General features: G+C 66.7%; 15 protein-coding genes and 1 tRNA gene. 8 read left to right on the top strand and 8 right to left on the bottom strand.

The window, feature by feature from the left end:
• Positions 1 to 272 precede the first annotated feature (272 nt).
• Together H926_RS0107365 and H926_RS26125 are read left to right on the top strand one after the other, a co-directional pair.
• Positions 273 to 346: transfer RNA gene (locus H926_RS0107365), tRNA-Gln, on the top strand.
• 216 nt (positions 347 to 562) lie between these two features.
• A complete protein-coding gene (locus H926_RS26125; RefSeq protein WP_158271979.1) occupies positions 563 to 2,533 on the top strand; it encodes a bifunctional diguanylate cyclase/phosphodiesterase in 1,971 nt (656 codons plus the stop codon).
• 47 nt (positions 2,534 to 2,580) lie between these two features.
• Here the strand turns inward: H926_RS26125 and H926_RS0107355 are convergent, their stop codons facing one another.
• The 4 genes from H926_RS0107355 to H926_RS0107340 form a co-directional block, all read right to left on the bottom strand.
• Positions 2,581 to 2,760, bottom strand: coding sequence for a hypothetical protein (locus H926_RS0107355; protein ID WP_022675726.1), 180 nt, complete (start codon positions 2,758 to 2,760; stop codon positions 2,581 to 2,583).
• Positions 2,761 to 2,843: 83 nt separating this feature from the next.
• Complete coding sequence (locus tag H926_RS0107350; RefSeq protein ID WP_022675725.1) at positions 2,844 to 4,004, bottom strand: M14-type cytosolic carboxypeptidase; 1,161 nt, start codon at positions 4,002 to 4,004, stop codon at positions 2,844 to 2,846.
• Positions 4,001 to 4,591 carry a DUF4136 domain-containing protein gene (locus H926_RS0107345; RefSeq protein ID WP_022675724.1) on the bottom strand — a complete coding sequence of 197 codons (591 nt, stop codon included), beginning with the start codon at positions 4,589 to 4,591 and terminating at the stop codon, positions 4,001 to 4,003. Before H926_RS0107345 ends, H926_RS0107350 begins: the two co-directional genes overlap by 4 nt.
• 109 nt (positions 4,592 to 4,700) lie before the next feature.
• The gene (locus tag H926_RS0107340) at positions 4,701 to 5,504 is read right to left on the bottom strand and encodes a hypothetical protein (protein ID WP_022675723.1); all 804 of its coding nucleotides are present in this window, start codon (positions 5,502 to 5,504) and stop codon (positions 4,701 to 4,703) included.
• Positions 5,505 to 5,726: 222 nt separating this feature from the next.
• Between H926_RS0107340 and ykgO the strand changes: the two genes are divergently transcribed.
• Positions 5,727 to 5,852 (top strand): type B 50S ribosomal protein L36, encoded by a 126-nt coding sequence (gene ykgO, locus H926_RS0107335; protein WP_008069451.1) that lies wholly within the window; start codon positions 5,727 to 5,729, stop codon positions 5,850 to 5,852.
• Between the two features lie 183 nt (positions 5,853 to 6,035).
• A complete protein-coding gene (locus tag H926_RS0107330; protein ID WP_022675722.1) occupies positions 6,036 to 6,674 on the top strand; it encodes an HAD family phosphatase in 639 nt (212 codons plus the stop codon).
• Here the strand turns inward: H926_RS0107330 and H926_RS0107325 are convergent, their stop codons facing one another.
• Positions 6,675 to 8,000: a hemolysin family protein gene (locus H926_RS0107325; RefSeq protein ID WP_022675721.1), complete on the bottom strand. Its 1,326-nt coding sequence runs from the start codon at positions 7,998 to 8,000 to the stop codon at positions 6,675 to 6,677.
• Between the two features lie 183 nt (positions 8,001 to 8,183).
• Here H926_RS0107325 and H926_RS0107320 point away from each other — a divergent pair, with 183 nt between their 5' ends.
• Together H926_RS0107320 and H926_RS0107315 are read left to right on the top strand one after the other, a co-directional pair.
• Entirely contained in the window at positions 8,184 to 8,873 is a 690-nt protein-coding gene (locus H926_RS0107320; RefSeq protein WP_022675720.1) for an OmpA family protein, read from the top strand.
• A 133-nt stretch (positions 8,874 to 9,006) separates the two neighbouring features.
• Positions 9,007 to 10,017 (top strand): aldo/keto reductase, encoded by a 1,011-nt coding sequence (locus H926_RS0107315; protein WP_022675719.1) that lies wholly within the window; start codon positions 9,007 to 9,009, stop codon positions 10,015 to 10,017.
• 7 nt (positions 10,018 to 10,024) lie between these two features.
• On the opposite strand, the gene H926_RS0107310 is transcribed toward H926_RS0107315, so the two are convergent.
• Positions 10,025 to 10,807 (bottom strand): inositol monophosphatase family protein, encoded by a 783-nt coding sequence (locus tag H926_RS0107310; protein ID WP_022675718.1) that lies wholly within the window; start codon positions 10,805 to 10,807, stop codon positions 10,025 to 10,027.
• 206 nt (positions 10,808 to 11,013) lie between these two features.
• Here H926_RS0107310 and sucC point away from each other — a divergent pair, with 206 nt between their 5' ends.
• Together sucC and sucD are read left to right on the top strand one after the other, a co-directional pair.
• On the top strand, positions 11,014 to 12,213 hold the full coding sequence (sucC, locus tag H926_RS0107305) for an ADP-forming succinate--CoA ligase subunit beta (RefSeq protein ID WP_022675717.1): 1,200 nt from the start codon (positions 11,014 to 11,016) through the stop codon (positions 12,211 to 12,213).
• A 3-nt stretch (positions 12,214 to 12,216) separates the two neighbouring features.
• The gene (gene sucD / locus H926_RS0107300) at positions 12,217 to 13,101 is read left to right on the top strand and encodes a succinate--CoA ligase subunit alpha (RefSeq protein WP_022675716.1); all 885 of its coding nucleotides are present in this window, start codon (positions 12,217 to 12,219) and stop codon (positions 13,099 to 13,101) included.
• Positions 13,102 to 13,291: 190 nt separating this feature from the next.
• Here the strand turns inward: sucD and H926_RS0107295 are convergent, their stop codons facing one another.
• Positions 13,292 to 15,721 carry a ligase-associated DNA damage response DEXH box helicase gene (locus H926_RS0107295; protein WP_022675715.1) on the bottom strand — a complete coding sequence of 810 codons (2,430 nt, stop codon included), beginning with the start codon at positions 15,719 to 15,721 and terminating at the stop codon, positions 13,292 to 13,294.
• 58 nt (positions 15,722 to 15,779) lie between these two features.
• The coding region (locus H926_RS33090) for a hypothetical protein (RefSeq protein WP_028657715.1) at positions 15,780 to 17,163 on the bottom strand (1,384 nt) is incomplete at its 5' end.

The following is a 17,163-nucleotide window of genomic DNA, read 5'->3' as shown; positions in this document are numbered from 1 at the left end:
ATCGCGGCCCTCGTCCCCTGGCCGGCGGAGTGGATTCCGCCATGATACAAATTCGCTTATGTTTTCCCGCCGGCATCGGTGCCGGTCGGGTACTTGCCTGTCACCGTAGCGTCATGGCGCCCGCGCGGCAAGGTTCGCCCCCGGCAAGCGCCCCGGCGAGGCCACGCCAGCCCTGGCGCCGGCGCGATCAACCGGCGCGATCGCACCCTGATGCAGAGGCGAAAAAACGGGTTGACGCTCTGAAACGGCCCGACTAGAGGGGCGCCTCCCGATGCCCCGTCGTCTAAAGGTAAGACTACGGACTCTGACTCCGTCAATCGAGGTTCGAATCCTCGCGGGGCATCCAATCTTCTGAAATCGCAGAATATTCTTTTCAGCTGGCATGATTGCCGGCTGCCTTGGTGCGTCTGCGCGCCATTGGCCTGCGCCACGCCCGCTGCGGCGGCGGCAGGCACCCACGTGCCGCGCGGGGATCACCGTCCGGGCGGTATGATTCTTTTCATGTTTTTGCAGGCATAATCCTGGTTTGCGAAGGAATTCGACCGACTGGGGGAGAATGCTGTTGCGCGCGTCGCGTCCATTTCGCTGGTTCGCCGAAATCGGGGATGATCCCGCGCTGGCCGTGTCGCAGGCGGTGAACCTGCAACGCCAGGTGCCGCTGCTCTATGGCCTGCTGCTGATCAATTCGCTGGCCGTGGCGATCACCCACCGCCACCAGGCACCGGCGGTCCTGACGATCAGCGTGCCCGCCGTGCTGTTTGCCATCACCTTCTTCCGCATGATCCACTGGCTGCGCCAGGCCCGCAAGGGCGTGCCCACTGCGGAACAGGCGCGGCGGCAGTTGCGCGCGATCACCGCCGTATCCGGCCCGGTGGCGCTTGCCTATGTCGGCTGGTCCCTGGCGCTGGCGCCCTATGGCGGCCCGTTCGAGCAGGCGCACGTGGGGCTCTATATCTCCACCACGGTGATCGGCTGCATCTTCTGCCTGATCGTGCTGCCCCAGGCCGCGCTGCTGGTGGCGCTCACCGTGCTGCCGGCGTTCATCATCATGTGCCTGGCGCGCCAGCAGCTGATCTTCGTGACGATCGGGATCAACGTGGCGCTGGTCCTGGCCGTGCTGCTGCGCGTGCTGTTCAACAGCTTTGCCCATTTCGAAGGCCAGGTCCGCGCCGGCACGCTGCTGACGGCACAGCACGCCGAACTGCAGCGGCTGAACGAGGAAAACCGCCGCCTCGCCCTTACCGACGCGCTCACCGGCCTGGCCAACCGCCGCCGCTTCCATGCCGATCTCGAAGCCTGGACCACCACCCACGCCGGCATGCCGTTTGCCGTGGGTGTGCTCGATCTCGATCGCTTCAAGCCGATCAACGATACCTATGGCCATCACGTGGGCGATCGCCTGCTGGCAGAAATCGGCGCGCGCCTGCGCCATGCCGCCGGCCCATCGGCCCAGGTCTATCGCCTGGGTGGTGACGAATTCGGGCTGATCGACCCGGACGTATCCGGCTTTACGCGCACCTGCGAGCGCTTGCTGCAGCAGATTCGCGCGCCATTGCAGGTGGGGGAAATCGTGCTCCATGTCGGCGCATCGCTCGGCGTGGCGCACTGCCCGCAGGCCGGCACCGGGGCAGACGACCTGTTCGATCGCGCCGACTATGCGCTGTATCATGCCAAGCATGTCGAAGGTGGTGGCGTCTGCGTGTTCAGCGCCGCGCTGGAAACCGCCGTGCGGGCCGATCGCGCGATCGAAGTGGCGCTGCAGGGCAGCACGCTGGAAGACGAACTGACGATCGTGTTCCAGCCGATCATCGAACTGGCAAGCGGCCGGCTGAGCGCGGTGGAAGTTCTGGTGCGCTGGACCAGCCCCGTGCTGGGCGAGGTTTCCGCCGCCGATTTCATTGCCGTGGCGGAACGCTCCACCGCGATCCACAGCATTACCCGCGCGGTGATCCGCAAGGGCCTCAAGGCCGCGCTGCACCTGCCCGACGATGTCGCGGTATCGTTCAATATCTCGGCCTGCGACCTGACCTCGGCCACCACGCTCGCCTTCATCCGCCGCGAGATCGAGCGGACCGGGATCGATCCGGGCCGCATCTGGCTGGAAGTGACCGAAACCGCGGTCATGGCCAATGCCGAAACCGCGGCCCAGGCCTTGCAGGCCTTTCGCGACATCGGCGTCCACGTGGCACTCGATGATTTCGGCACCGGCTATTCCAGCCTCGGCTATGTCCAGCGCCTGCCGCTCGACAAGGTCAAGATCGATCGCAGCTTCGTCGCCGGGCTCGACGGGACCGATGGCGATACCATCGCGCGCGCCGTGATCACCTTCTGCCACACCATTGGGCTGAGTTGCGTGGCCGAAGGCGTGGAAACGCCCAGCCAGTGGCGCATGCTGCAGGAGGCCGGCTGCAAGCACGCACAGGGCTATCTGTTCAGCAAGCCGCTGACGCTCGATGCGCTGCTTGCGCTTTGCACGGAATGGGAACGGCAGCGCCCCTGGGGCGCACGCCAACGCCAGCGCGGCGCAGCCTGAGCGGCAGCGCCGTCCCGGTGCTCAGCAATAATGCGGGGAAGTCTGCTTCAGAACGGCAGCGCGCGGCCGGCGCAGATCAGCGCGGCGGCGCAGGCAAGGACCGGCACGCTGGCCAGCACGTGCCCGGCGCGGCCCGGCAGCGCGGCGATTCCCCGGCCGTGCAGCATGCGGCTGGCCAGGGGCCCAACGTGGCGCATGGGGGCGGAAAGGGGCAGGATGCGGTCCATGCCCTGTCATGGCGCCAAAGGAATTAACGCGCCGTAAAGAGGGCGGGCTTCCCCGCCCTCCAACCGAAGGCACCTATCCGCGCTTAACCCTCTTGCGGTTGCAGCCATTCCCACAGGGCGGCCAGGCATTCGCGGGCCAGCAGCTTGCTGCGTTCCGCGCTCCAGCCATAGACCGGATCGGGCAGATCGGCATTGTCCTTGAACGGCATTTCCAGCGTCATCGCCACGCAGCCAAACCGCTGCGCCACCTGGTTGGTGGACATCGCCAGATTGCCCTGCCCCGGCCGGGCTTCGGGATAGCCACGGCGCACCTGGAAATCGGGACTGCGCCGATCGAGAATCGTGCGATAGCGCCGATAGCCAGCCAGTTGCTCCGGCGTGAGGCCAGGGATGCCTTCGAAACCGGCCAGGAACACCGCCGGGATCGCCTCGTCACCATGCACGTCCATGGCAAAGTCCACCCCGGTGGCGTCCATCGCGTTGCGAATCGCCAGGACTTCCGGCGCGCGCTCGGCAGTCGGCTCGTGCCATTCGCGGTTGAGGTTTACGCCGATGCCATTGGTGCGCAGGTGTCCGCGCGCGCTGCCATCGGGGTTGCAATTGGGCACGATGTGGAACGTGCAGGCCTGGCGCAGCGCGCGGCCATGCGGGTCGGCCGGATCGGTGAGCATGTCCAGCGCCCCTTCCATCCACCATTCCGCCATGGTTTCGCCCGGATGCTGCCGGGCATAGAGCCACACCTGGCGTGGGCCGGTGCCCAGCGTCAGGCAATCGATCGCCCGCCCGTCGAGCGACAGGCCCAGCACCTGGTGCGACACGCCCGGACTGGCGGCAGCCTCGCTCACCAGGTCGTTGTGGCGTTCCAGTGAATAGGGCGCGAAATAGGCGAACCACACCTGGTCGCCCACCGGGCGATGGCGGATATGCAGGGTGCCGCCATCGCGACCACGGTCGAAATCGGACGCCGCGCGCGTCCATTCCTGGCGGTCTTCGGAAACGCAGGCAGAATAGCCGGGCCAGCCATCGGGATAAGCCGAGGTGTTGAGCCCGGTAATCGCCAGGTCCAGCTCGCGCCCGGCCACGCCGCTGACGCGGAAATAAAACCACTGAGCAAATTCGGACTGGTTGTCGCGGCGGATGGCCAGTGTGGCGCGGGCGCCATCGACGGCCAGCACCTCGATATTGCCGGCATCGAACGCGGCGTTGACTAGAATCGGGGCGGGGGCTGAATTTTCTTGCGTCATTTGACCGAGATAGTGTCACCCGACTTGCCGGGAAAGCCCGCAAACAGCGCATGGGCCATGCGCGGCGCCAAAACATCGGCCGATGCAGCGGCAGAGCCGGTCTTTTCGGCGTTTTCGGCGCGCCCTTCCCATAGCGGCTGGCCACTGACGCGATCGCGCAGCACCACGCGCAAGAACGTGGCATCGACGCGGCGCGGGCCGCCGCCGATGTTGAACCCCAGCCCCAGGCCAACCCCGCTGTGCCAGCCCCCGGTAGAGCCACCCAGCCCCAGGCTGACCGGGCCATTGCCGCCGCCACGCACCTGCGCCTCGCGCGAAACCTGCACTTCGGCCACGATATCGGCAGCGCCCGGCGTTGCCGCACCAAAGCCCAGGCCCGCCACTTCGCGTTGCACGGCCATCAGCCAGGGCTGGTCAGCGAGGCTTTGCGGATCGGCCGTCGGCCCACCGCCAACCGATACCACGGTCACGGCATCATGGCCTTGGCGGGCGGTAATCTCGGGCGTGGTAAAGCGGGTGACCTGCACAGGCGCTGCCAGGGCAGGCAGCGGTGCGGCCATCAGCATCACAAAAGCCAGCCTGCGCATACCCTTTGCATCCTTCCTCAGGCGCCCACTCGGTGCGGATCGTTCCGCTTGAGAGATAGGCATGGCACCGGGCCTGCTCAAGAGCGGCCAGGGCAGATCGTGGTGCAGATCAGGGGGTGCCTTCGGCCGGGGCAGCGCCAGCCGGCGCCAGACCCGCCGAGCCATTACCGGGCGCGGCGGCATCGGCCACCACCACCTGGCCTTCGGGGAAGCGGGCAAACAGCGCCTTGGCCAGGCGTGCGGCCATCTTGCCGTCGTCCAGCCCGCCCTCGCCTTCGCGCGCCATCCCTTCGGCATGGCCTTCCCACAGCACGCGGCCGCTGGCCTTGTCACGGATGCGCACGTCCATGCGCGTGGCCACGATCGCCTTGGCCGGCTTGGTAAAGTCTAGGGCCACCCCCAGCGACACGGCGGAACCGTAGTTGCTCACCGTCGTGCTCATCGCGCCGCTGACCGGGGAATGCTTCTGCTCTTCGGGCACCACCACCTGGTGGCTGACCGCCACTTGCGCAATCTGCCCGGCATCACTCACCGTCTGGGTGTCATAGCCATGGCCCACCAGCGAATCGACCACTGCGGCCTCGTAGACCGGCAGCTTGTCGGGCGTCGGCTCGTCGGCGCCCTGTTCCAGCGCGTCGGCCGGGGCATCGACGCCAGCCACCACGATCCTGCCCTTGCCCAGCAGCGCCAGCGCATCGGCACTGCGATAGGATGTCACGTCGATGCGGCTCGACGGTTCGGCCGCCGTGGGTCCCCGGCGCGGGCCGTCAAAGCCGCCATACCCGCCCCAACCCGGGCCATAGCCACCACCCCAGCCTTGCGCCTGCGCAGTGGCCGGCGCCACGGCGAGCAGGATCGGCGCCAGCGTGGCGGTGGCAGACAACGGCAAGAGCGCACGCGAAAGGCGGAGCATGGCAGGAAATCCCATCGACAGGGCCGCAGCTGTGCCGAAAAACGGCTGTCGCGCGGCTGAACCATATGATTTAACGCATCGGCGCGCGAAACCCTCCATGCCCGGACCGGTTTATCCCCACAACCGCGATATGCCATGCCACGGTTGACTTTCCACAGGGGGGCCACTAACGGCGCACCTTCAGTTTCGCGCCCGGGTCGGATTCGGGCAAAGGGAATAGCCATGAAGATTCGCAACAGCCTGAAGTCGCTCAAGGACCGTCACCGGGACAACCGCGTGATTCGCCGCCGTGGCCGGACCTACGTGATCAACAAGACCCAGCGTCGTTTCAAGGCGCGCCAGGGCTAATCGCCCGGCGTGCGTGAACGTTGTGCCGCTCGCCGGCACGACGGAACGCTGATGCCAGCCCGCTTCCCGGCCCGGTAACCGCCTTGCTTGCGGCCCCGGTCCGGGAAGCGGGCTGGTTTCGTTTGTGCCTGCCGCCCGCCTGTGCCCCTGTCTGTCTGCCCCCTCCCCACGGATAACCGCGCGATGCCGCATGCCCCGAATCAGTCTGTCATCAGCCGGCCGACCATCGTGGTGTGGGACGTGGGCCGCGTGCTGGTGGAATGGGATCTGGCGCTGCTCTATCGCGATGCCATTCCCGATCCGGCCGAACGCGCGCGATTCGTGGCGGAGGTGGTGAGCGAGGAATGGCACGGGCAGCACGATGCCGGCGTGCCCTGGTCTACCATGGTGGCGGCGCGCAGTGCCGAATTTCCCCAGCATGCCGCCCTGATCGCCCGCTATGCCAGTCACTGGCTGGACAGCATCCCCGGCCCGGTGGCCGGCACGCACGATCTGGTGCGCCGCCTGGCCGCGCGCGGCGTGCCGCAATATGCGATCACCAATTTCGGCGTGGACGCCTGGGCGCAGTTCCGCCCGACTTTCCCCATCCTCGATCACTGCCGCGATATCGTCGTGTCGGGGGCGGAACGGCTGATCAAGCCCGATCCGGCGATTTTCGAGCTGGCCGCGCGCCGATTCGGCCAGGCGCCCGAAACCATGCTGTTCATCGACGACAATGCCGCCAACATCGCCACGGCCCGCGCGCTGGGCTGGCACACGCACCACTTTGCGCAAGGTGCCACTGCCCTGGAAGCCGATCTGCTGGCCTACGGCCTGCTCTGATCAGCCGTCGAGTTCCACCGGCGGGGTGGCCGCCTTGGCGCGCTGGATCAACAGCTTGTCGATCTTGCGCCCATCCATGTCGACCACTTCAAAGCGCCAGCCTTGCTCGGCAAAATGCTCGCCTTCTGTGGGCAGCTTGCGCAGCACGGACAGGGCAAAGCCCGCCGCCGTGGCATAATCGCGGTCTTCGGGCAGATCGATGCCCAGCCGATCGGCCATGGCATCGGCCGGCAAGGCGCCGGCGATCAGCAGCGAGCCATCCTCGCGCTCCACGATCATCGGCGCATCGCCTTCATCGCCATGGGCGACGAAATTGCCGGCAATCGCCGCCAGCAGATCGGCCGGAGTGACGATCCCCTCGAGATGGCCATATTCATCATGGACCAGGGCCATGGCCACTTCGGCCTGCTGGATCACCCGCAGCGCGTCCATGGTATCGAGCCGATCGGGCACGATCGCAGGCTTTTTCATCAGGCTGGCCAGCGCCGGCTCCACCCCGCGCAGCCGCGCCGCCAGGATATCGCGCACCTTGACCACGCCGACAATGCGATCGACCGAACCATCGGCGACCAGCAGCAGCGAATGCGGGCTGTCTTCGATGGCCTCGTCCAGGTTGGCCGGCTGCGCGTCCTGCTCGATCCAGTGCAGTTCGATGCGCGGCGTCATCACCTCGCGCACCGGGCGGTCGGCCAGGCGCATCACGCTGGCCATCAGCGCGCGCTCCTCCTCCTCGATCACGCCAGAGCGGGTGGCTTCGGCGAAGATCATCTGGAGTTCCTCGGCCGTCACTTCCTGTTCGCCGCCCTTGGCCAGGCCCAACAGGCGCAGGATCAGGCCCGACGAGCGGTTGAGCGTCCAGACGAACGGCGCCGTCACGCGCGACATCACCACCATCGGCCGGGCCGCGACCACGGCGATCGGCTCTGCCGCGTTGAGTGCCAGCTGCTTGGGTACCAGTTCGCCAACCACCAGGCTGAGATAGGTGGTCACCGCAATGACCAGGGCAAAGCCGGCCTCCGCAGCATAGGCCGCCGGCACGCCCAGCGCGGCCAGCCGCTCTCCCACCGGGCCGCCCAGGCTCGATCCGGAATAGGCACCGGCGACGATGCCCACCAGCGTGATCCCGATCTGCACGGTCGACAAAAATTTTCCGGGATCGGCAGCCAGTTCCAACGCCACTTTCGCGCCGCCACTGCCGCCTTCGGCCAGAACCTTGAGGCGGGCTGGCCGTGCCGAGACAATGGCCAGTTCCGACATGGAAAACAGGCCGTTGAGCACGACAAGGCCCAGGATCACGAGGGCGTCTGGCCACGGAAAAGAGGTCACGAGACGGCCCCTAGCAGATTTGCGCCGCGCCGCGAAGTCCCTCCGGTGTGGCTGCGGTTGCCACCAGCATTCGGGAACCATTCAGGCGGCGCTGGTGTATTGGGCTTGTCCGAATTACCGATCATGTCGGGAGGCCTGGCGGGCACAATTGCCGGGCCGAGGATGAAAGAAGGGGTATTTGTCATGAAATTCAGTCGGGTGCTTGTCTCCAGCATGTGCGCCGTGTCGCTGGTCAGCCTGTCGGCCTGCGTCACCGATCCCAACACCGGCCAGCAGAAGGTGTCGCGCACCGCGATCGGCGCCGGCGCGGGCGCCCTGGGTGGCCTGCTGCTCGGCGGCCTGATCGGTGGTGGCACCGGCCGCATCGTTGGCGCGGGCATCGGCGGCATCGCCGGCGCGGCCGTGGGTTACACCATGGACAAGCAGATCAAGCAGCTGCGCGAACAGACCGCCGGCTCGGGCGTCGACGTGACGCCGACCGACAATGGCCAGGCGATCCTCGTCAACCTCCCCAACGGCGTGACGTTCGACACCGACAGCACGATGATCAAGCCCGCGTTCCGCGACACGCTCGACCGCGTCGCCCAGTCGCTGGTGCAGTATCCCAACTCGCTGATCGACGTCTATGGCCACACCGATTCGACCGGGTCGGATGCCTACAACATGACCCTGTCGCAGAACCGTGCGCAGGCCGTGGCTGATTACCTGTCGTCGCGTGGCGTGGCCCCGGCCCGTATCCGCGCACAGGGCTTTGGCAAGACCCGCCCGGTCGCCTCCAACGCCACCGAGGAAGGCCGCGCCGCCAACCGCCGCGTGGAAATCAAGATTGTGCCGGTGACGCAGGACGACGTGGCCCGCGCCCGCGGCCAGTAAGCCGCAACGGCCTTGGCCCTTGTAAAGGGGGCGCCATCCAGACCGGATGGCGCCCCTTTTCGTTTGCCCCTCATGCCGGTTGACGCAGCGCACCATCGGCTGGCATTCCCCGCGCCAACAAGGAGATACCGCAATGTCCACCGCTTCGCACCGCTTCCGCACGCTGGCCGGCAAAGCCATGAACCCGATCGGGCTGGGCTGCATGTCGCTGAGCTGGGCCTATGGCGAGCGGCCGACCGACGCCAACGGTATTGCCTTGCTGCACCGCGCGATCGACGTGGGCTATGATCACTTCGATACCGCGCGCCTCTATGGGCAGGGGCATAACGAAACGCTGGTGGGCCAGGCGCTCAAGGGCAAGCGCGACAAGGTGTTCCTTGCCAGCAAGATGGGCATCTTCGCCAGCGGCGAAAAGCGCGGGGTCGATTGCCACCCGAACACGATCCGCGCCGAGCTGGAAAAGTCGCTGACCCTGCTGCAGACCGATCACATCGATCTCTATTACATGCACCGCCGCGATTTCACCGTGCCGATCGAGGATTCGGTGGGCGCGATGGCCGACCTGATCAAGGAAGGGAAGATCGGCGCGATCGGCCTTTCTGAAATGTCGGCCGATACGCTGCGCCGCGCGGCCGCCGTCCATCCCATTGCCGCGATGCAGACCGAATATTCGCCGTGGACGCGTCAGGCCGAAATTGCCGTGCTCGACGCCTGCCGCGAGGTGGGCACTACGTTCGTGGCGTTTTCCCCGGTTGCGCGCGGCGTGCTGGCCAATGGCGTGCGCGATCCGCAGGCCCTGGAAGACGGCGACATCCGCAAGGCCATGCCGCGCTTTGTCGGCGAGAACTGGGTGCATAACCTGGCGCTGGTCGATGCCTTCAACGCCATCGCCGCGCGTGAGGGCGTCACCCCGGCGCAGCTCTCGCTGGCCTGGGTGCTGGGCAAGGGCGATCACATCGTGGCGATTCCCGGCACCGGCAAGATCGCCCACCTCGAGGAAAACATCGCGCGCTGGGACTGGCAGATCCCCGTCGCCGTCACGGCCGAGATCGACGCGCTGATCAACCAGCAGACCGTCGCCGGCCACCGCTATGCCCAAACGATCCGCGCCACGATCGACACCGAGGATTTTGCCGAGGCCTGATCCCGGCCTAGCCGCGCAGGGCCTTGGACGTGGCGGGAGAAACCAGCGCGCGGGCGGCTTCGTGGATCACCGGTGCGCTGACCAGCACGCCGAACGCGCGCGGATCGGGCTTGTTGAACAAGAGGTCCGCGCCATGCGCGTCGGTCACCAGGGCGCCGGCTTCCTGCGCGATCAGCGCGGCAGCGGCAATGTCCCACTCATAGCCCCAGCGCCAGGTTGCCAGCAGATCCGCCTCGGCCGCCGCGACCATGGCCATACGCAGCGCGATCGAGTTGGGCTTGTCGACCATGACCAGGTCCACCTCGGTCGGCGGCCGCAGGTCCATCGGCATGCGCGCGCCGCTCAGCGCCATGCGCTGGCTGGCAACCAGCGGCACGCCATTGCGCGTGGCGCCCTGCCCGGCCATCGCCAGCCACACCTCGTCACGCGCCGGCGCGGCGAGGATGGCCGCGATCGGGCGCCCCGCCGCAACCAGCGCGACAGAGACTGCCCAGCCCGGCCGGCCGCGCACGAAATCGCGGGTGCCATCCACCGGATCGACCACCCAGCACAGCCCCCGCTCCAGCCGGGCAGGATCATCGGCAGATTCTTCCGACAGCCATCCAGCCTCGGGCAGCAGGGCGCCAAGCTGGTCGTGCAGAAAGGAATCGACCGCAAGATCGGCCTCGCACACCGGATCGTTGTGCCCCTTGTCCCATATCCTGGGGGCATGGCCGTGGCCCGGCCACAGGGCCAGCGCCTTGGCGGCGGCTTCCTCGACGATGGTTGCAAGGGTGACGGGATCGATCATGCCTGGCCCAGCCTTGGGCGCACGATTCCCGATTGGCAAGAGGGGGCAAGAACGCTGCCCGGCGCCACTGCCAGCTAGCGATTCCGACAGTGCGCAGATTAATCGCGCAATGAAGGTCTTTGCAACTGCGAAAACCTGTGCTTATGGCAGCGCGGAAAACACGGCGCTACGCCCTCCCTTCACTCATACGTAAGCGGGGATCCTGCATGAACGTCCACGAATATCAGGCCAAGGAACTGCTCGCCAAGTTCGGCGTCGGCATTCCTGCCGGCATCGCCGCCCTCACGGTCGAAGAAGCGGTGGCTGCGGCCAAGCAGCTTCCCGGGCCGCTCTATGTCGTCAAGGCGCAGATCCACGCCGGCGGCCGCGGCAAGGGCAAGTTCAAGGAACTGCCGGCCGACGCCAAGGGCGGCGTGCGCCTCGCCAAGAGCATCGAGGAAGTCGAAAGCTTCGCTCAGGAAATGCTCGGCAACACCCTCGTCACCGTGCAGACCGGTGAAGCGGGCAAGCAGGTCAACCGCCTCTACGTAACCGATGGCGTTGATATCGCTAAGGAATACTACCTTTCGCTGGTGGTTGACCGTGCCACGGGCCGCGTTGCCCTGATCGTCTCGACCGAAGGCGGGATGGACATCGAAGAAGTCGCCCACGCGACTCCGGAAAAGATCACCACGATCACCATCGATCCGGCCCAGGGCTTCATGCCCCACCACGGCCGCGCCGTTGGCTTTGCGCTGAACCTGTCGGGTGACCTCAACAAGCAGGCCGCCAAGATCGCGCAGCAGCTCTACACCGCGTTCGTCGCGCTCGATTGCGACATGCTCGAAATCAATCCGCTGGTCGAAACCAAGGACGGCAAGCTCCTGGTGCTCGACACCAAGATGAGCTTCGACTCGAACGCGCTCTATCGTCACCCCGACGTTGTTGCGCTGCGGGACGAAACCGAGGAAGACCCCGCCGAAATCGAAGCCAGCAAGTATGACCTGGCCTACATCAAGCTCGATGGCGACATCGGCTGCATGGTCAACGGCGCGGGCCTGGCCATGGCGACGATGGACATCATCAAGCTCAACGGCATGTTCCCGGCCAACTTCCTCGACGTGGGCGGCGGCGCCAACAAGGAAAAGGTGACGGCGGCGTTCAAGCTGATCCTGTCGGACCCGGCGGTGAAGGGCATCCTCGTCAACATCTTCGGCGGCATCATGAAGTGCGACATCATTGCCGAAGGCATCGTTGCCGCGGCCAAGGAAGTGAACCTGCAGGTTCCCCTCGTCGTGCGCCTCGAAGGCACCAACGTGCAAGCGGGCAAGGACATCCTCGCCAACTCCGGTCTCCCCATCGTTCCGGCCAACGACCTTGGCGATGCTGCCAAGAAGATCGTCGCCGAAGTGCAGAAGGTCGCCTGATCCATGAGCATTCTGGTCAACAAGAACACCAAGGTCATCACCCAGGGCATGACCGGTGCCACCGGCACGTTCCACACGGAACAGGCCCTGGCCTATGGCACGCAGATGGTCGGCGGCGTGACGCCGGGCAAGGGCGGCACCACCCACATCGGGCTGCCCAACTTCAACACCGTGGCAGAAGCCAAGCACGCCACCGGCGCGACCGCATCGTGCATCTACGTGCCGCCGCCATTCGCTGCCGATTCGATCCTGGAAGCGATCGACGCGGAAATGGAACTGATCGTGGCGATCACCGAAGGCATCCCGGTGCTCGACATGGTGCGCGTCAAGCGCGCGCTGGCCGGCAGCAAGTCGCGCCTGATCGGCCCGAACTGCCCCGGCGTGCTGACGCCCAACGAATGCAAGATCGGCATCATGCCCGGTTCGATCTTCAAGAAGGGCTCGGTCGGCGTGGTCTCGCGCTCGGGCACGCTCACCTACGAAGCCGTGTTCCAGACCTCGAACATCGGCCTCGGGCAGACCACGGCCGTTGGCATCGGCGGCGACCCGGTCAACGGCACCAACTTCATCGACGTGCTGGAACTGTTCCTGGCCGACGAAGAAACCAAGTCGATCATCATGATCGGTGAAATCGGTGGCGACGCGGAAGAACAGGCCGCGCAGTTCCTGATCGACGAAGCCAAGCGTGGCCGCAAGAAGCCGATGGCCGGCTTCATCGCCGGTCGCTCGGCTCCTCCGGGCCGCCGCATGGGCCACGCCGGGGCGATCGTCTCGGGCGGCAAGGGCGATGCGGAAAGCAAGATCGCCGCGATGGAAGCCGCGGGCATCCGCGTCTCCCCCTCGCCGAGCCTGCTGGGCGAAACCCTGGCCGAAGTGCTCAAGGGCTGATCAGCCAAACCGCTGACAAAAAAGGCCGGAAGGGAAACCTTCCGGCCTTTTTTGTTGGGTTACCCCCTCCACCACCCGCTGCGCGGGCGGTCCCCCTCCCCATCACGATGGGGAGGATCTGATCCTCCCTGTCGCGCAGCGACGGGGAGGGGGACCGCCGGCGTAGCCGGTGGTGGAGGGGTAAAAAACGCTAATCCGCCCGCATCGCCAGCCCGCCGAGGCTTTCCGCCTCCATCACCAGTTCGTCATCGGCCTCGCCCTGCGCCACGCTTTCGCGCCCAATCATCACCAGCACCGGCACGGCCAGCGGCGTTACGCGGTCGAGTTCCACATGCACCAGTTCTGCCGCCGAACGGTCGAGCAGGTCAGCCAGGCGGCCCACGTCGGTCATGCGCGCGCGGGCATCGGCCCAGGCTGCCTCGATCAGCACGTGGTCGGGCTCGTACTTGCGCAGCACGTCATAGATCAGATCGGTGGAGAAGGTGACCTGCTTGCCGCTCTTGCGCTTGCCGGGATGCTGCCGCTCCACCAGGCCGGAAATCACCGCCACTTCGCGGAACGCGCGGCGCAAGAGGTGCGAGTTCTGCACCCAGTCGACGAATTCGTCAGTCAGGATGTCGGGCGACAGCAGCGGCGCGGGATCGGTGATCGGGCGCAGGCTCCACACCGCCAGGGCATAGTCGTTGGCCACAAAGCCCAGCGGCGCCAGGCCCAGTTCCTCCATGCGCCGGGTGATCAGCATGCCCAGCGACTGGTTGGCGTTCCACCCCTCGAACGTATAGAACACGCTGTAGGCGCGCCCGCGATAGGGAAAGCTTTCCACCAGCAGTTCGCCCGGCGCCGGCAGGCGGCTGCGCCAGTCCTGCATTTCCAGCCATTCGCGCACATCGTCGGGAAACCGCGCCCAGGTGCCGCGGTTGGCCAGCATCGCCTGCACGCGGGTGGACAGGTGCGTTGTCAGCGGCATGCGCGCGCCGCCATAGCTGGGGATCTGCCCGGCCTTTTTCGCTGCCCGCACCACCAGTTCCAGATCGCGCACGCCTTCCACTTCCAGGTCGAGCCCGGCAAAGCGGAAGGTGTCGCCCGGGCTCAGCTGCGCGCCGAAATGTTCTTCCACCTTGCCCAGCGAGCGCCCGTTGCGAAAGCGCACCTCGAGCATTTCGGAATCGACGATGATCCCGGCGTTGAGGCGGTGCCGCGCGGCCTGTTCCGGGTGCGTCAGCCGCCAGGTGCCGGCCTTGTCGCGCACGATCCGGGCAAAGCGATCATAGGCGCGCAGCGAATAGCCACCGGTCGCCACGAAATCGAGCACCCGGGCAAACACAGCCTCGTCCACCCAGGCATAAGGCAGGCAGGCGCGCACTTCCTGCAACAGCGCCGCTTCCTCGAACGGGCCGGCACAGGCGCAGCCCATCACATGCTGGGCCAAAACATCAAGCCCGCCGGGGCGGAAATCCTCGCCGTCGCGCTGCCCCTCGTGCACCGCGTCGCGCGCCGCCATCGCCTCCAGGTATTCAAAGCGGTTGCCCGGCACCAGCACCGCGCGGCTCGGCTGATCGAGCCGGTGGTTGGCGCGGCCGATGCGCTGCAACAGGCGCGATGAGCCTTTGGGCGCGCCCATCTGCACGACCAGGTCGATATCGCCCCAGTCCACCCCCAGATCGAGGCTGGCGGTGCAGACCAGCGCGCGCAGCTCGCCGCGCGCCATTGCCCCTTCCACTTTGCGGCGCGCCTCGGCCGACAGGGAGCCGTGGTGGATGCCGATCGGCAGGTTGCCCTCGTTGGCATCCCACAGCAGCTGAAAGATATATTCGGCGAGAAAGCGCGTATTGGTGAACACCAGTGTGACGCGGTTGGCGCGGATCATCTCGATCAGCTGCGGCACCGCCCAGGCGGCGGCATGGCCGCCCCACGGCACGCGCTCTTCCTGCGGCAGCAGGATTTCCACCTCGGGCGGCGCGCCGGTTTCGCCCTCGACCAGGGCAACGGTATCGATCTCCCCCCACGGAGCCAGCCAGCCGCGAAAGCCTTCGGGCTCGGCCACGGTGGCCGACAGCGCCGCGCGTTGCAGATCGGGGCTGATCGCCTGCAACCGCCCCAGCGCCAGGGCCAGCAGATCGCCGCGCTTGCCCGTGGCAAAGGCATGGATCTCGTCGATCACCACGCGTTTCAGCCCGCTGAAGATTTCAGACGCCTCGGGATAGCTCAGCAGCAGCGACAGCGATTCGGGCGTGGTCAGCAAGACCTGCGGTGGCTTGGCCCGCTGCCGCGCCTTGCGATCGGACGGGGTATCGCCGCTGCGCGTTTCCACCCGCAGGTTGAGGCCCATCTCGGCAATCGGCGTCAGCAGGTTGCGCTGCACATCGTGCGCCAGGGCTTTCAATGGCGAGATATACAGCGTGTGCAGGCCTTCCGGGGGTGGCGCATCGCCCAGGCGCGAGGGGCAGAACGCCGCCAGCGTGGGCATGAACCCGGCCAGCGTCTTGCCCGCGCCGGTATCGGCCACCAGCAGCGCATGCTGCCCGGCGTCAGCCGCCGCGAGCATGTCGGCCTGGTGCCGCCGCACCCGCCAGCCACGCCCGGCAAACCAGTTTTCGATTTCGGGCGGGATCATGGCCATTCTCACAACATAGGGAGCCTGCCCCGCCGCTGCGAGAGGCCCGCTCAGGTGCCCCCTCTCAAGTGCCTTGCAGGATCGTCACGCGATCGGCGCCCTTCCACGCCAAAGCAGCCTTGATCAGCGCCATGCGCACGGTGCACTGGTCGTCAGATGTACCCTGGTTATGGAAAGCGGCGCGCACCCGCGCTTCGGGCAGGCCGGCGATGGCGATAACCCGCGCCACCATTTGGCCGGGGATCGCATAGCTTTTCTCCGCTGCAGACGGCACCAGGTTGATCGCGTCTGCTTCCAGCATGGCGCGCGCCAGCTTTTGCTGTCGTGCCAGCGCCGCGTCTGCCAGCGACACGCCTTGTGGCAAGTCGCCGCCACCCGCCACGCTCACACAGGCGTCCGCCCCTTTCTCCCGCGCTGCCGCCATCACATCCAGCCGCCAGCGGGCAAATTCGTCCAACCGTGGTGGAACGGCGCGCTGCAGCGCATTCAAGAAGGCTCCGATCAGAATGTGTTGGCCTTTGCCAGCCAATACAGCGGGATCATCGGTCATCCGCCGGTCCATGCTCAGCGATTCGGCGAGGCTGGGATTGTGCCGTTTGAGATCGGAAAACGACAGGCCAGGCCCGAACAGAATCGTGATCGCCTTGCCCAGCACCGGATCGCTAACCGGATCGAAATTGGCCGTGGATTCATATGCAGGTGACGGAACAGGGGCCGTCCAATCATAAACGCCGATCGCAATGGCCAAACGCACCAGCCCGATCAGCACGATCGCGATCCAGCCAAAGTTCCTGCCGATACCGCCGCCGCCGCTGCTGCCCTGCGGCTCCCACGCGGCGACGAGGACAGGATTGAAGTGCTGTTCCAGCTCGGGAAAATTGCTGCGCACGCCATCGATCAGCTGGCGCACCTGGCGCCGCGACACGAACAGGCCCTTGCGCGTGCCCGTCCGGGTCAGTTCGGCCCAGGCCTTGTGCAGCGGGTGGGCCTTGTCCTGCACCTTGCGGGCAAAGCGCAGGCCGCGCAGCCGCGCGTTGAGGAAGGCGATCACCGGCCGCTCGTTCAGCGTGCCGCGTTCCCGTTCCCAGCCAAACGCCTGTGCCGCCGGTTCCAGCAGCGGGGCAGAACGCGGCCAAGATTGCGCGAGCAGATCAGCCAGCCAGGTTTCGATCTCTTCCGATCGTTCCACCTGGGCCATGTGCGCCTCGCCCAGCAGGGTTTGCAGATGCGCAAGGGCCGCCGCTTCCTCCACACCGTCAAGCGGCGCCTCGCTGCCACCCTCGGGCATCAGCGCGACAAACAACGCGTCTTGCGGCGGGTGGGCCGTGCGCACCAGCGGCTGGCTGCCCAGGCGCGAGATCAGGAACGCCACAGCCGGCGAATCGCCCGTGGTCGCCGGCCGATCGGCCCAGCCGAACGCCTGCGCGGCGCGGTCGAGCAGCGGCGCC

The organism is Novosphingobium sp. B-7 (genome assembly GCF_000410615.1).
Classification (GTDB): domain Bacteria; phylum Pseudomonadota; class Alphaproteobacteria; order Sphingomonadales; family Sphingomonadaceae; genus Novosphingobium; species Novosphingobium capsulatum.
The sequence above is the reverse complement of the archived record's forward strand: the minus strand, read 5'-3'. Positions and strand labels throughout refer to the sequence as shown.